The following is a 14,537-nucleotide window of genomic DNA, read 5'->3' on the forward strand; positions in this document are numbered from 1 at the left end:
TTATTTCTTCTCTATCCAAAGTCTAGCATTCACAAATGCTTCCAGCCATGGCGTTACTTCGTCTTTTCTGTTGTCTGGATAGTTTGCCCAGTTCCATTGGAATGTAGAACGCTCAATATGTGGCATGGTTACTAAATGGCGGCCTGTTTTATCGCATAACATTGCGGTGTTAAAATCAGAGCCGTTCGGGTTATTAGGATACCCTTCATAACCGTATTTAGCAACAATTTGGTATTTGTCTTCAGAATAAGGTAAATTAAATTTTCCTTCACCATGCGAAATCCAAACCCCTAAAGTACTGCCTGCTAAAGTAGAAAGCATTACCGAATTATTCTCTTGAATGTTTACCGAAGTAAATGAACTTTCGTGTTTTTGCGAATCGTTATGCCCCATTTTTCCGTGAATCTCATGTTCTGGATTAATAAGATCTAATTCCATCCATAATTGGCAACCATTACAAATACCAACCGATAAAGTGTCTTCTCTAGCGAAGAAATCTTTAATTACTTTATTGGCTTTTTCGTTGTATTTAATAGCACCTGCCCAACCTTTTGCAGAGCCTAAAACATCTGAATTTGAGAAACCACCAACGGCACCTAAAAACTGAATATCTTCTAAGGTTTCACGACCAGAAATTAAATCGGTCATGTGTACATCTTTCACATCAAAACCAGCTAAATACATGGCGTTTGCCATTTCACGCTCTGAGTTAGATCCTTTTTCACGTAGAATAGCAGCTTTAGGCTTCTCGGTACGATTCGCTTTTGACGAATCACTCGAAGTGACATCTTTTAGTTTCCCTGTGAAATGTTTTGGGAAAGTATAGTGTAAAGGCTGATTTTTAAAATTATTAAATCGTGCTTCAGCTAAATTATTTGCCGTTTGCTTTTTATCTAATAAATAGGAAGTTTTGTACCAAACATCACGCATTTTAGAAACATCAAAAGTGAAACTATCCTCGTTATTTTTGATGGTTATTGTTGCTGAATCATTTACTGTTCCTATGTTGAAAAATTCAATGTTGTTTTCAGTTAAAATGGTTTCAACTGAAGCATCACCTTGGAAAACAAGTCCTGCATTTTCAGCAAATAAAACTTTAATAGAATCTTCTTCGTTTAAAGCAGATAAATCGAAATCGGCTCCCAAATTCACATCAGCAAAACACAGTTCTAATAAAGTGGTAATTAAACCTCCTGAAGCCACATCGTGACCCGAAGTAATTTTATCGGCCTTAATTAAGTTTTGAATGGTATTAAACGTGTTTTTTACAAAGGCCGTGTTTTTTACATCTGGTGCTTCGTTTCCAATGGTGTTTAAAACTTGGTTGAAAGAACTTCCACCTAATTTAAAAGCGTCTTGAGAAACATTAATATAATAGATGTTTTGACCATTTTGCTTTAAAACTGGCTCTACAACTTTAGAGATTTCGTTACAATTTCCAGCTGCCGAAATAATAACCGTTCCCGGAGAAATAACATCGCCATCAGGATACTTTTGCTTCATGGAAAGCGAATCTTTTCCTGTTGGAACATTAATGCCTAAATCGATAGCAAATTCTGAAACCGCCTGTACTGCTTTGTATAAACGCGCGTCTTCACCTTCGTTTTTACAAGGCCACATCCAGTTTGCAGAGAGTGAAACCGAAGTTAAATTATCTTTTAAAGGCGCCCAAACGATATTGGTTAATGCCTCTGTAATTGAATTTCGGCTACCAGCTTCTGGATGAATTAATCCAGAAATTGGTGAGTGGCCAATTGAGGTCGCTACTCCTTCCTTACCGTTAAAATCTAACGCCATAACGCCAACGTTATTTAAAGGAATTTGTAAAGGCCCCACACATTGTTGTTTGGCTACTTTACCACCCACACAACGGTCTACTTTATTTGTTAACCAATCTTTACAAGCTACTGCTTCCAGTTGTAAAACTTGCTCTAAATAGATTTGTAAATTTTTGGTTTTATATCTAGAGTTTTTATAATTTCTTGTAATCGTATTATCGGTTAACACGGTTTTTGGAGAACTTCCAAACATGTCTTCCATAGCTAAATCCATTGGTTTGTGGCCGTTGGTTTTAGATTCGAATGTAAAACGATTATCGCCTGTAACATTACCAACGGTGTACATTGGCGAACGTTCACGATCTGCAATTTTATGTAAGGTTTCAATATGCTTTTCAGCAATAACCAATCCCATACGTTCTTGAGATTCGTTACCAATAATTTCTTTATCAGACAAGGTTGGGTCGCCAACAGGAAGGGCATCTAAATCGATTTTTCCTCCTGTATCTTCTACCAATTCTGAAAGGCAGTTTAAATGACCACCAGCACCGTGATCGTGAATAGAAACGATGAAGTTTTCATCAGATTCAACCATACCACGAACGGCATTTGCTGCACGTTTTTGCATTTCAGGGTTTGAACGTTGCACGGCATTTAACTCGATGCCTGAAGCAAACTCTCCTGTATCGGCCGATGATACCGCAGCACCCCCCATTCCAATGCGGTAGTTTTCACCACCAAGAATTACAATTTTATCGCCTGTTTTTGGCGTGTCTTTTAATGCTTGCTCTTTTTTACCATAACCAATACCACCAGCTTGCATAATCACTTTATCAAAGCCAAGCTTTCTAGGTGCTGAGGTGCTAGTTTTTGTATTTTCTTCGTGTTCGAAGGTTAAAACCGAACCACAGATTAACGGTTGCCCGAATTTATTACCAAAATCAGACGCACCGTTTGATGCTTTTATTAAAATATCCATGGGTGTTTGGTACAACCAATCTCTGGCTTCAAACTTTTGTTCCCAAGGTCTGTTTTCTTCTAAACGTGAATATGAGGTCATGTAAACCGCAGTTCCAGCTAAAGGTAAAGAACCTTTTCCGCCTGCCAATCTATCGCGAATTTCACCACCAGCACCAGTTGCAGAACCGTTAAAAGGCTCGACCGTAGTAGGGAAGTTGTGAGTTTCCGCTTTAAGCGAAATTACAGATTCAAACTCCTTAGTGGTATAGTAATCAGGAATATCGGCACGTTTTGGCGCGAATTGTTCCACTTTTGGCCCTTTTACAAAAGCCACATTATCTTTATATGCCGAAACAATATCGTTAGGATGGGCTTCGGATGTTTTTCTAATCATTTTGAAAAGCGACACAGGCTTTTCTTCGCCATCAATCACAAACGTTCCGTTGAAAATTTTATGACGACAGTGTTCTGAGTTTACTTGTGAAAATCCGAAAACTTCAGAATCCGTTAACGGACGCCCAATTTTTTTAGCCACACCTTCCAAATACGCAACCTCTTCATCGCTTAATGATAAGCCTTCTTGGATGTTGTAAGCTGCAATATCTTCAATATTTAAAATAGGTTCTGGCTTAATATTTATAGTAAATGATTCTTGATTTAAACCCTTAAATTTTTCAGAAATCATTGGGTCAAAATCTTTGAAATCTTCAGCAACAGCTTGAAATTCTTCAATTCTAATAATGTCTGAAATCCCCATGTTTTGAGTAATTTCAACAGCATTGGTACTCCAAGGCGTTATCATGGCAGCACGCGGTCCAACAAAAAAAGCATCCAATGATGCTTGCTCTATTTTTGGCTGGTTGCCAAATAACCACACTAATTTTGATATGGTTTCGGTTGATAATTCTTTTGTTGTTTGAACAGCAAATACTTTACTGGTTACGTTTCCAAAGAAATGAATCATTATAGATGTATTAGGTATGAGTTTTAAAAATGCAAAAATACACATTTTTAATGATTTGAGAGGGCTTTTTATTTGAAAGCGATTATGGTTATTAACAGTATTTTTAACAATGAAATGTTATTACGTGTTGATGAAATTTTTTTACAGAATCTTAAACATTACAGTGCTAACTTTTCGTAAAAAAAAATCCCAGATTAAAAATAATCTGAGATTTTAATATATATACAGTTTATGAAAAACTGTTATAAGAAAACTATTTTATTACTCTTTGTCTCCAAAGTAAGATACACCCCCACCAGTTAAGAAATCTTCTCTTACAGGGCTAAATGTGTCGATTAGCATGCCTTCTTCTAAACAAACGGCACTGTGTAATAAATTTGGTTCGATATAAACACCATCTCCGGCCTCAACGATTTGTTTTACACCATCAATTTCAAATTCAAATTTACCAGAAACACAAAAAGTAGCTTGGGTGTGAAAGTGTTGATGCGGAGAACCTAAAGCACCTTTCTCAAATTTTACTTTTACCATCATGATTTGGTTATCGTAACCTAAAAATTTTCTTGATACGCCGCCACCAAGTTCTTCCCATTCTAAATCTTTTGAGATGATGTATTTTTCACTAAATCTTTCCATTTTTTATGTTTTATTATTATAATTATAAATGACGCCAGCAAGGTAAGGCATTTTTGAAAAATAGAGAAGGAAGTGTTAAGATTTTATGATAATATTTGCGTCATAAAGTCTTTTTGTAGTGGTGGTTAACCACTTATCTGGGTGGATTCAAGAGCTTTGTGTTTAATTATAAAGTTCTAAAATCGTGTCGTTTTTAAATCATGAAATCTTAAAATATCGCTTAGATTTAAACCAAAAAAAATCCTAATACTTTGGTATCAGGATTTTTAGGTTTTTATAATAAACTAAAGAGAACTATAAATACTTTTTTAGAGAACGTATTTCACGGAAACTAATTCGAATTTATTAGGTGTTCCTAAGTTTGGGTCTATAGGAGTTTCTTTATTATATACTAAAACACAACTGGAGTTAGCTTGAATTTCATGGCAGGCTTCTGTAGCATCGGCAGAATAACTTGTTGAAAATTGTATATTATCACTGTTTATAGTTAATATTGGAGTTCCTCTAACTATAAAATTATTCGGATTATTAAGTTTTATTTCAAACTGTATTCTACTCGTGTTATTTCCTGTGTCAGGTGTATATTCAAAACTCAGTACATCATAACTAAAGTTGGTTAATACATTGCCTTCTATAATCGGTTTTACAGGATCAGGTTCTGGAGAATCACAAGGGATTTCTTGTTTAATTTCAGGAATTAAAGTTGTACCCTGCGGACCTATAATTTCGTATTCAGGTTGTACTATAATTGTTTTCGTGCAATCTTTGTCGTCGGAGGACGAACACCCCAAAATAATCAATAATATATTTAAAAAATATATAGGCTTAAATAGTTTTGCCATGTGCAACTAACTTTTCCTTTCTAATTGCGCCATATAAAATCCGTCGAATCCAGATTTATGTGCCGATACTTTTTTGTCTTTTATTAAAGTAAAATTTGCTCCAGCCTCAGATTTTAAGAAAATAGCTACTTGTTCTTGGTTTTCGGAAGGTAAAACCGAACAAGTTGCGTAAACTAATTGTCCGCCAGCTTTAACCATTTTAGAATATTGCTGTAAAATTTCCTGTTGCGTTTTCTTTATTTTTTCAACAAAATCTGGTTGAAGTTTCCATTTGGCATCAGGATTTCTACGTAATACACCAAGTCCTGAACAAGGTGCATCAATTAAAACACGGTCGGCCTTATCGTAAAGTTTTTTAATCACTTTAGTCGAATCTATGGCGCGTGGTTCTATATTGTGAGCGCCATTACGTTTGGCACGACGTTTTAATTCATGTAATTTATTGGCATAAATATCCATGGCAATAATTTGCCCTTTATTTTCCATTAAAGAGGCAATGTGCAAGGTTTTACCGCCTGCACCAGCACAAGTGTCTACAACGCGCATACCTGGTTTAACATCTAAAAACTCGGCAACCAGTTGAGATGAAGCATCTTGAACCTCAAAATGACCATTTTTAAAAGCTTCGGTGCTAAAAACATTAGCACGTTCTTTTAGTTTTAAAGCATTTGGATAGCCTTCTATAAAATCAGTTTCAATATCCAAATCAAATAATTCGGTTTGTAACTTCTCTTTGGTGGTTTTTAGGGTGTTTACTCTTAAAATCACATCGGCTTGCTCGTTAAGTGCAGCCATTTCTAGGGTCCAGAATGCTTTGCCTAGTTCTTTAACACCAAGTTCATCCAGCCAATCTGGAATCGATTCTTTGAATTTTCTAATTTTAGAAAGTTCATCAAAACGCCCTTTTATTTTTCGTAATGGCACATTTTCAAAATATTTCCAATCGGGTAATTTTATACCTCTTAAAGTCGCCCAAACAGCAAACATGCGCCAAATATTATCTCTGTCGAAAGGTGCTTTAACTTCAGCAATTTCAGCATATAGGCGTTTCCAGCGTACAATATCGTAAGTGGTCTCGGCAACAAAACCTCTGTCGCGAGCGCCCCAACGTTTATCACGTTTTAAAAGTTGTTGTATCACTTTATCGGCGTACTTGCCTTCATTAAATATTAAGGTTAAGCCATCAACAACGGCAAAGCATAAATTTCTGTGTAATCGCATCTTGTATAAATAAAGCTGCAAAGTTACGTTAATTGCTACGATTTCTCGAATGTTTTAAATGTATCTCTATTTATTTTATAAAAAGCTTGCCTTTAGTTGGCTGTGCTTTTCTATTTTTATAAAAAATTTATTTTCTAGATGAAACATTTTGCTTGGATTGCCTTAGTAACATTATTTTTTAATTGTAAAAATGAATCTAAAACTGTTGAAGAAACCCCTGTTGTGGTTGAAACTCCTATTGTTGATGAAACCCCAGTTGAAGAAGAAGTTCGGGTGATTCTTGAAAAACCAATTGTGGTGCGCGATGTGGCTTCGGTTGCTATAGAAGGTATTTTTAGAGATGCTGCGGTAAGTGTGAGAACTTTAGAAATTCTAAATGATAAAAGTTTGGCTTTTGCAGCAAACAATGGTCTTTTTGGTTTAAACGATCCTAAAACAGGCATGTGGCAAACCTCTACAAAAAAGCAAGATGATTTGAATTTGAATTTTAGAGCGACTGGGCATACGGCTCAAGATTTTTTCATGTTAACTATTGAAAGTCCTGCGTTGCTTTACAAAACAGGCTCGAATGGCAGAATGACTTTAGTGTATAAAGAAGAAGGTGAAGGTGTTTTTTATGATGCTATGACCTTTTGGGATGATAAAGACGGTATTGCGATTGGCGATAGTGTAAATGGTTGTATGTCTGTTATTATTACACGCGATGGTGGGGCTACTTGGAAGAAATTAGATTGTTCCCAATTACCACAGGCTGAAGCTGGAGAAGGTGCCTTTGCAGCGAGTAATACCAATATTAAAGTTTTAGGTAATAAGGTATGGTTTGGTACTACACATGGCAATATATACAGTTCTGAAGATCGTGGATTAACTTGGAGTCGTGTTAAAACGCCAATAGCAAAAGGCAGTGATACCGAAGGGATTTATTCCATTGATTTTTACGATGCTAAACATGGTTTTGCAATAGGTGGCGATTTTAAGAATCCGGAGCAAAATGTTGCGAATAAAATAAGAACTTCCAATGGTGGTAAAACTTGGGAGCTTGTCGCCGAAAATCAATTACCTGGTTACAGCAGTTGTGTGCAATATGTGCCAAATAATGGCGGAAAAGCTCTAATTGCAACCAGTTTTAATGGTATAGATTTTAGTAAGGATTCTGGTGATACTTGGACGCATTTAAGTGATGCTGGCTTTTATACGTTTCGTTTTTTAAACGATTCGATAGCCTATGCTGCGGGTGATGGAAAAATATCTAAACTAACTTTTAGAGAAGAAGACTACTAGAAGTTTTAGCGTTTTTCACCTCTTCTTTTTTTAAATTCATCAAACATTTTTCTTCTAAAGTCTTCTTCTGAAGCTTTTAGTAGAATGATTTTTTTTGATGGTAATATTTTTGAAAGATCTTTAGAAAAATCAACACGTAGTTTGTGTAGTTGAATTTCTGCTTTATTTAATTTTTTGATTAATTCATCTGCTTTTTCATCAGACATACTGTCGTAACCAGTTCGAATGTCGCTACGAATTTCTCTTAATTCTTGATGCTTAATTTGGTTGGTGTTATCTTCGTATGCATTGTAAACAGGCCAGAATTCTTGGGCTTCTTTAGGCGTTAAATCCAATCTTTCGGTAATAAAAGCAACTTTTAGGGCTTTAATACGGTCTTTATCGTTTTTTTGAGCGACTATTTGTAGCGATGTGAATAGAAATAATATGAGGAATATGTTTTTCATGTTTTGTTTATTCTGTAATTAAGGTTTCAATATCAGCATGATTTATGAGGTATTCTTCTAAGTTTTCGTCATCAAAATTATGCTCGGAAAATAGATTCTCATTCAATTCTTCATCTGTAAAAAGCGATGCTATTTCTGATGTGCTGATGTTTTCATTTAAAATATAGTTTTCCATTGTTTGAGCGTCTAAAGCATCAAAAGAAGGTTTGGAATCAAAAATAGACAAACCAAAGAAAAGAGCAATGGCTGCTGCAATAGTTGATGCGTACAGGATTGTTTTTTTGCTGAAAAGCGGAATTACTTTTGTTGTTTTTTTAGAATCTTCGACAGCCTGTAAGATGTTGGTATCTAAAGTTTCAAAGTAATTTTTTGGTGCTTTAAAGCCACTTTGTACTTTTTCATTTAAAACCGCTTCATTTTTTAACTTATCGAAAAGTTTGTCTTCGAAAGTTTCAAAATAATCTTTTGGGGTATTAAACCCAGCCGATTTTATAGTATGTAATTTATTTGTTTTCATCTTATTTATAAGACTTCAATTTTTTGTAATGGTTTAATCTTGGGTTAAATAAGCTTCAATTTTTTTTACAGCAATATGGTATGAGGCTTTTAAAGAGCCTTCACTTGTGTTTAAAATCTCTGCCATGTCTTTATATTTCAAATCTTCAAAATACTTCATATTAAAAACCAATTGTTGCTTTTCCGGAAGTGTTGCAATGGCTTGTTGTAATTTTAATTGAATGGCGTTCCCTTCAAAATAAACATCGGATCTTAAATTGTTAATGGTGCTATTTTGAAGTTCCTCGTTGGTGATGTGTAATTTTTTCGATTTTTTGCTTAAAAAAGTTAGCGATTCGTTGGTAGCAATGCGGTACATCCATGAAAATAATTTACTATCTCCTTTAAAGTTATGGATGTTTTTATAAATTTTTATAAAAGTGTTTTGTAGTACATCGTCGGTATCGTCGTGCGATTTTACGATGTTTCGAATATGCCAATACAGACGTTCTTTGTAAAGCGCAAGCAATTCTTTAAAGGCTTGTTCTTTTTGGTGATCAGATTTTAGTTGTTCTATAAGTTTTGTTTCGTCCGTCACTAATAATCGTTTACTTTTTTAGATGCCTAAAATTACTAAAAGTTTAATTGATATGATTTCAGTTTAACCTTTAATTGTAATCTTTATAAAATCAGAGGGTTTTTGTCTTTTATTCGGTAAACTGTAAAAAAATCACGATTAAGTACATTTTTTCTTGTAGGATAAGTTTTTATATCCTATTTTTGATTCGAAATTTAACTGTGTTGTTAGTCGTCCCCAAGTCTAACACGAACAAAAAAAGGATAGCAAGTATAACTTCTATCCTTTTTTAATTTTAAGACCATTCCCGTCCTAAATAAATAATCTTGTTGTTCATTTTTTCCATTGATGAAAAAACGAACCAAAAAAATCTAGGCTTACGAACTTTTATCTAAATTTTTCGTTCGACACCTAAATTTCACGAACTCGCTATGATAATTTGAGGTGAATTTAAAAACTCGTTTAGCTCAGACAGCCTGAAATTTCACGGTGTTTTCACTTCAAATTTCACGATAAATTTTCGATAGGCCGTAAAAACCTCGTTGTAAAAAATAATCAATAATTCAGAAGAGTTTCTATTGAATATAAACCCTAATGATGTTTTATAAAAAAAAAAACTTTTTCGACTCTATCTTTTTAAGACCTTTAAGTTTATTCTGAAAATATATCGATTTTACTCAAAGCTTTGCATAGCAACAAGTTTTTGATACACGCCTTTTTGGTCTAAAAGGGCACTGTGTTTTCCTTGTTCAACAATTTCGCCTTTGTTTAAAACCACAATTTCATCGGCATTTTGAATGGTTGAAAGTCTATGCGCAATCACAATAGACGTTCGGTTTTTCATCATGTTCTCTAAAGCCACTTGAACCAAGCGTTCGCTTTCGGTATCTAAAGCCGAGGTTGCTTCGTCTAAAACCATAACAGGAGGACTTTTAAGTACGGCACGTGCAATACTTAATCGTTGTTTTTGTCCGCCAGAAAGTTTATTTCCAGCATCGCCAATATTGGTTTCAATGGTTTCAGGAAGAGCTTCAACAAATTCCCATGCGTTTGCTATTTTTAAAGCTTCAATAACATCTGCATCGCTAGCTTTATCATTTCCTAATTTAAGGTTGTTTTTAATAGTGTCGTTAAACAAAATAGCGTCTTGAGTAACAATACCCAATTGACTTCGTAAGGATTTTGTGTCTAAATCCTTAATGTTTATGCCATCCATTAAAATTTCGCCTTCATTTACATCGTAAAAACGTGTTATTAGGTTGGCGATGGTAGATTTTCCACTACCAGATTGTCCAACCAGCGCGACTGTTTTTCCTTTTGGAATGGTTAAGCTGAAATTCTTCAAAACATAATCATCTTTATATTTAAAAGAGACATTTTTGAAGACGATTTCAGAATCGAAACCTTGCTTAATTATGGCATTATCAATATCCTCTAAAGGATTGGGTGTATCGATAATTTCCTGAATTCTTTCCGCGGAAGCGCTACCTTGTTTCACGTTGTAAATACCACGAGAAATTGCTTTGGCAGGTACCATAATATTGTAGGCTAGACCCATAAATGCGATGAAGGAACTGCCGTCTAAAGTTTGATCGATTAATACCAATTTACCACCATACCATAGTAAAATAGCAATCACCAAAATACCTAAAAATTCACTGGTAGGCGATGCTAAATTTTGACGATTTAATAGTTTGTTTGAAAAATGGTAAGAACGATCAGATGAATCTTCAAACTTTTTATTGAATTTATCTTCAGCATTAAAACCTTTAATAATTCGAAGTCCTGTAAGGGTTTCTTCTAAAATAGAAAGAATATTACCTTGTTCCTTTTGAACCCGATCCGATTTTCGTTTTAAACTTTTACCAATTCTAGAGATGATAATTCCAGATATGGGGATGAAAATAAAGACGAACAGGGTTAATTGCGGACTTAAAATAAACATGGTTCCAACGGTGAAAATAATCATTAGCGGTTCTCTGGCAATGAGTTCTAACACGGGAAGCATGGAGTATTGTAAGGTAGAAACATCGGAAGTGACACGCGACATGATATCGCCTTTTTTCTGATCGGAAAAATAGGAGAGCGGTAAACTTACTGTTTTTTTGTATACCGCAGTTCTTAAGTCACGAACCACACCGTTTCTTAGGAAAACCATGAAATAGTTGGCTAAATAGCCAAAAATATTCTTTAAAAGGAATAAAACGATAATTAGCCCAACCACCATAAGCAATGCTTTTTGGGGATCGTTGGCCGAATAGCGACTCACTTCATAGGCTAAGAAATCTTTGCCATAATCGTCTATTGTAGAAATGCCTTCGTAAACAGGTTTAACTAATGGCGCTGCATTTAACTCCTTTGGTTTAAACAAAATATCCAACATAGGTATTAAGGCCACAAAAGAAAGTGTTCCGAATAAGGCATAAAATATATTGGATATAATATGCCCGATTGCAAATTTTTTATAAGGTATTGCGTACCTTAATAAGTTTAAAAAATGATTCATTAAATAAGATTCATATCTTTTAAAATGGCTTCCGCTTTAGCGTCAAGCTGTGCTTCAGTAGATTTAAAATCGTTTACAGTATTTAAAGCGGTGTTTACGCTAACGTAGAATTTTATTTTTGGTTCGGTACCACTTGGTCTTAAAGCTACCTGGCTACCGTCTTCAGTGTAATAAATTAATACATTTGATTTAGGTACTGTAATAGCGCTTTCTTCACCCGTTAGCATGTTTTTAGCGATAGATAAATCGTAGTCTTCAATTTTTACAACTTTAGAACCGTTGATGATTTTTAGTGGATTTTCTCTAGCATCCACCATCATTTGTTTAATTTCTTCGGCACCTTCAATCCCTTTTTTAGTTAAAGAAACTAACTTCTCTTTATAAAAATCGTGTTCTACATAAAGGTTTATTAATTCGTTGAAAAATGAGCTGCCTTTCGATTTTGAAATGGCTGCAATTTCGCAAGCTAATAGGGTAGAGGTTACAGCATCTTTATCGCGAACAAAATCGCCCACCATAAAACCGAAACTTTCCTCGCCACCACCAATGAAATCCAATTCTGGGAAATCGTGTATTAGTTTAGCAATCCATTTAAAACCAGTTAAAACAATTTTGCTGTCAACTTGGTAAGCTTCAGCTAATTTGCTTAAAATAGGAGTCGATACAATGGTTGAAGCAATAAATTCTTTACCTTTTATTTTACCTTCAGCTTTCCATTGTTTCAGTAAGAAATCAGTCATCATTAACATGGTTTGATTTCCGTTAAGCAGTTGTAATTCATTGTCTGAATTTCGAACAGCAACCCCTAAACGATCGCAATCTGGATCGGTGCCAATAACAATATCTGCATTAACTTTTTCAGCAAGCTCTAAAGCCATTTTTAAAGCAGCAGGCTCTTCTGGGTTTGGAGATTTAACCGTTGGAAAATCACCATTAGGTACTTCTTGTTCCTTTACAATATGAACGTTTTTATAACCAGCACGTTTTAAGGTTTCTGGCACAGCAGTAATGGATGTACCGTGAAGCGAAGTAAAAACAATAGTTAAATCATCTTTGGCTGCTTGCGTGGCACCAACGCTTCCGTTTTTTACTGAAGCATCTATGAACACATTATCAACTTCTTCACCAATAAAATGAATCAGGCTGTCGTTAGCTTCAAATTTAATATTGGCATAATCTACCGTGTTAATTTGGTCGATAACGCCATTGTCATGCGGTGGTACTAATTGGCCACCGTCTTGCCAATACACTTTATAGCCATTGTATTCTGGTGGGTTGTGCGATGCGGTTAACACAATACCACAGTGGCAGTTTAAATGTTTTACGGCAAACGATAATTCTGGGGTTGGACGTAAATCTTCAAATAAATAAACTTCAATACCATTTGCAGAAAACACATCGGCAACCACTTTGGCTAATGACTTACTATTGTGTCTGCAATCGTAAGCAATAACAGCTTTTGGTGTTTCGTTAGGGAATTGTTTGTGTAAATAATCGCTTAAACCTTGTGTGCTTTTTCCAAGGGTATATTTGTTAATACGGTTTGTGCCAACACCCATAATGCCTCGCATACCGCCGGTTCCAAATTCTAAGTCTTTGTAAAAACTTTCTTGAATATCTTTAGGATTATGCGCAATGCTATCTTTAATGGTGTTTTGCGTCTCCGTATCAAAAGCTGGCGTTAACCAGGTGTTTATTCTTTCTAAAATTTTTGGTTCAATGTGTATCATAAGTGTTGTTAAATAAAGGAATACAAAAATAAGTAATTCCGTTTTTTATTTAATTGTTTATTAAAGAAAACATATACAAAATGCGAGGTTGATTTTTATATGTGTTCTTGAAAAATAGATTAATTTAAATTAATTTCTTTTTTAATGGTATAGCGTTTTTTATCCTGTTTGGTTCTTAAAATTAATTCGGCGACGAAACCTGCAACAAAAAATTGGGTTCCAATAATCATGGTTACAAGCGAAATATAAAATTGCGGACGCTGGGTTAGCAATCGTCCAGTAGGATTTAAAATTAGTTTATCTAGCCCCAGATAAAAAGCAAAAGCAAAACCAATGGTAATCATGGTAGCGCCTAAAGCACCAAATAAATGCATGGGGCGTTTGCCAAATCGCGATAAAAACCAAATGGTAATTAAATCGAGAAACCCATGAAGAAAACGGTCTATACCAAATTTGGTAACGCCATATTTTCTAGCTTGATGTTGCACCACTTTTTCGCCAATTTTAGTAAAACCAGCATTTTTAGAAAGCACAGGAATGTAGCGATGCATTTCGCCATGTACATCAATATGCTTTACAACATCGTGTTTGTAGGCTTTTAAACCGCAATTAAAATCGTTTAATTTAACGCCAGAAGTTTTTCTAGCTGCCCAATTAAAGAGTTTTGAAGGTAGATTTTTTGAAAGTACCGAATCGTAACGTTTCTTTTTCCAGCCCGAAACCAAATCAAAACCATCGGTTTTAATCATTTCGTAAAGTTCTGGAATTTCATCAGGGTTGTCTTGCAAATCAGCATCCATGGTAATAACCACTTTGCCTTGAGCTTTTTCAAAACCCGCATGAAGTGCTTGCGATTTTCCGTAATTTTTTAAAAAACGAATGCCTTTAACATGCGGATTTTGAGTAGATAATTTTGAAATGGTTTGCCAAGAATCATCGGTACTACCGTCGTCAATAAAGATGATTTCGTACGAATATTGATGGGCTTGCATTACTTTTACAATCCAATCGTGTAATTCTGGTAAGGATTCTTGTTCGTTAAGTAGTGGTATAACTACAGATATGTTCATTTGAGTATTTTCGAAAATATTATTCAAAAAT

General features: G+C 34.9%; 11 protein-coding genes. 1 reads left to right on the forward strand and 10 read right to left on the reverse strand.

Annotation, left to right across the window (positions count from 1 at the left end; all coding sequences use genetic code 11):
- From purL to H6X70_RS08155, 4 genes are all read right to left on the reverse strand, one after another.
- Positions 1–3,702 (reverse strand): phosphoribosylformylglycinamidine synthase, encoded by a 3,702-nt coding sequence (purL, locus tag H6X70_RS08140; RefSeq protein WP_194767183.1) that lies wholly within the window; start codon positions 3,700–3,702, stop codon positions 1–3.
- A 261-nt stretch (positions 3,703–3,963) separates the two neighbouring features.
- Entirely contained in the window at positions 3,964–4,338 is a 375-nt protein-coding gene (locus H6X70_RS08145) for a cupin domain-containing protein (protein ID WP_194767184.1), read from the reverse strand.
- 308 nt (positions 4,339–4,646) lie between these two features.
- Positions 4,647–5,180, reverse strand: coding sequence for a hypothetical protein (locus H6X70_RS08150; RefSeq protein WP_194767185.1), 534 nt, complete (start codon positions 5,178–5,180; stop codon positions 4,647–4,649).
- A gap of 6 nt (positions 5,181–5,186) precedes the next feature.
- Positions 5,187–6,401, reverse strand: a complete 1,215-nt coding sequence (locus H6X70_RS08155) for an RsmB/NOP family class I SAM-dependent RNA methyltransferase (protein WP_194767186.1) — start codon at positions 6,399–6,401, stop codon at positions 5,187–5,189.
- Between the two features lie 138 nt (positions 6,402–6,539).
- Here H6X70_RS08155 and H6X70_RS08160 point away from each other — a divergent pair, with 138 nt between their 5' ends.
- Positions 6,540–7,682: a WD40/YVTN/BNR-like repeat-containing protein gene (locus H6X70_RS08160; RefSeq protein WP_194767187.1), complete on the forward strand. Its 1,143-nt coding sequence runs from the start codon at positions 6,540–6,542 to the stop codon at positions 7,680–7,682.
- A 5-nt stretch (positions 7,683–7,687) separates the two neighbouring features.
- Here H6X70_RS08160 and H6X70_RS08165 read toward each other — a convergent pair whose 3' ends face one another.
- From H6X70_RS08165 to H6X70_RS08190, 6 genes are all read right to left on the reverse strand, one after another.
- Positions 7,688–8,128: a sensor of ECF-type sigma factor gene (locus H6X70_RS08165; RefSeq protein ID WP_194767188.1), complete on the reverse strand. Its 441-nt coding sequence runs from the start codon at positions 8,126–8,128 to the stop codon at positions 7,688–7,690.
- A gap of 7 nt (positions 8,129–8,135) precedes the next feature.
- Positions 8,136–8,645 carry a hypothetical protein gene (locus tag H6X70_RS08170; protein ID WP_194767189.1) on the reverse strand — a complete coding sequence of 170 codons (510 nt, stop codon included), beginning with the start codon at positions 8,643–8,645 and terminating at the stop codon, positions 8,136–8,138.
- Between the two features lie 33 nt (positions 8,646–8,678).
- The gene (locus H6X70_RS08175; protein ID WP_194767190.1) at positions 8,679–9,221 is read right to left on the reverse strand and encodes an RNA polymerase sigma factor; all 543 of its coding nucleotides are present in this window, start codon (positions 9,219–9,221) and stop codon (positions 8,679–8,681) included.
- 652 nt (positions 9,222–9,873) lie between these two features.
- The gene (locus H6X70_RS08180; RefSeq protein WP_194767191.1) at positions 9,874–11,706 is read right to left on the reverse strand and encodes an ABC transporter ATP-binding protein; all 1,833 of its coding nucleotides are present in this window, start codon (positions 11,704–11,706) and stop codon (positions 9,874–9,876) included.
- On the reverse strand, positions 11,706–13,436 hold the full coding sequence (locus tag H6X70_RS08185) for a phospho-sugar mutase (protein ID WP_194767192.1): 1,731 nt from the start codon (positions 13,434–13,436) through the stop codon (positions 11,706–11,708). Before H6X70_RS08185 ends, H6X70_RS08180 begins: the two co-directional genes overlap by 1 nt.
- A 119-nt stretch (positions 13,437–13,555) precedes the next feature.
- Entirely contained in the window at positions 13,556–14,506 is a 951-nt protein-coding gene (locus H6X70_RS08190) for a glycosyltransferase family 2 protein (RefSeq protein ID WP_194767209.1), read from the reverse strand.
- Between the last annotated feature and the right edge of the window lie 31 nt (positions 14,507–14,537).

This window comes from Tamlana sp. I1 (genome assembly GCF_015355625.1).
Lineage (GTDB): Bacteria > Bacteroidota > Bacteroidia > Flavobacteriales > Flavobacteriaceae > Pseudotamlana.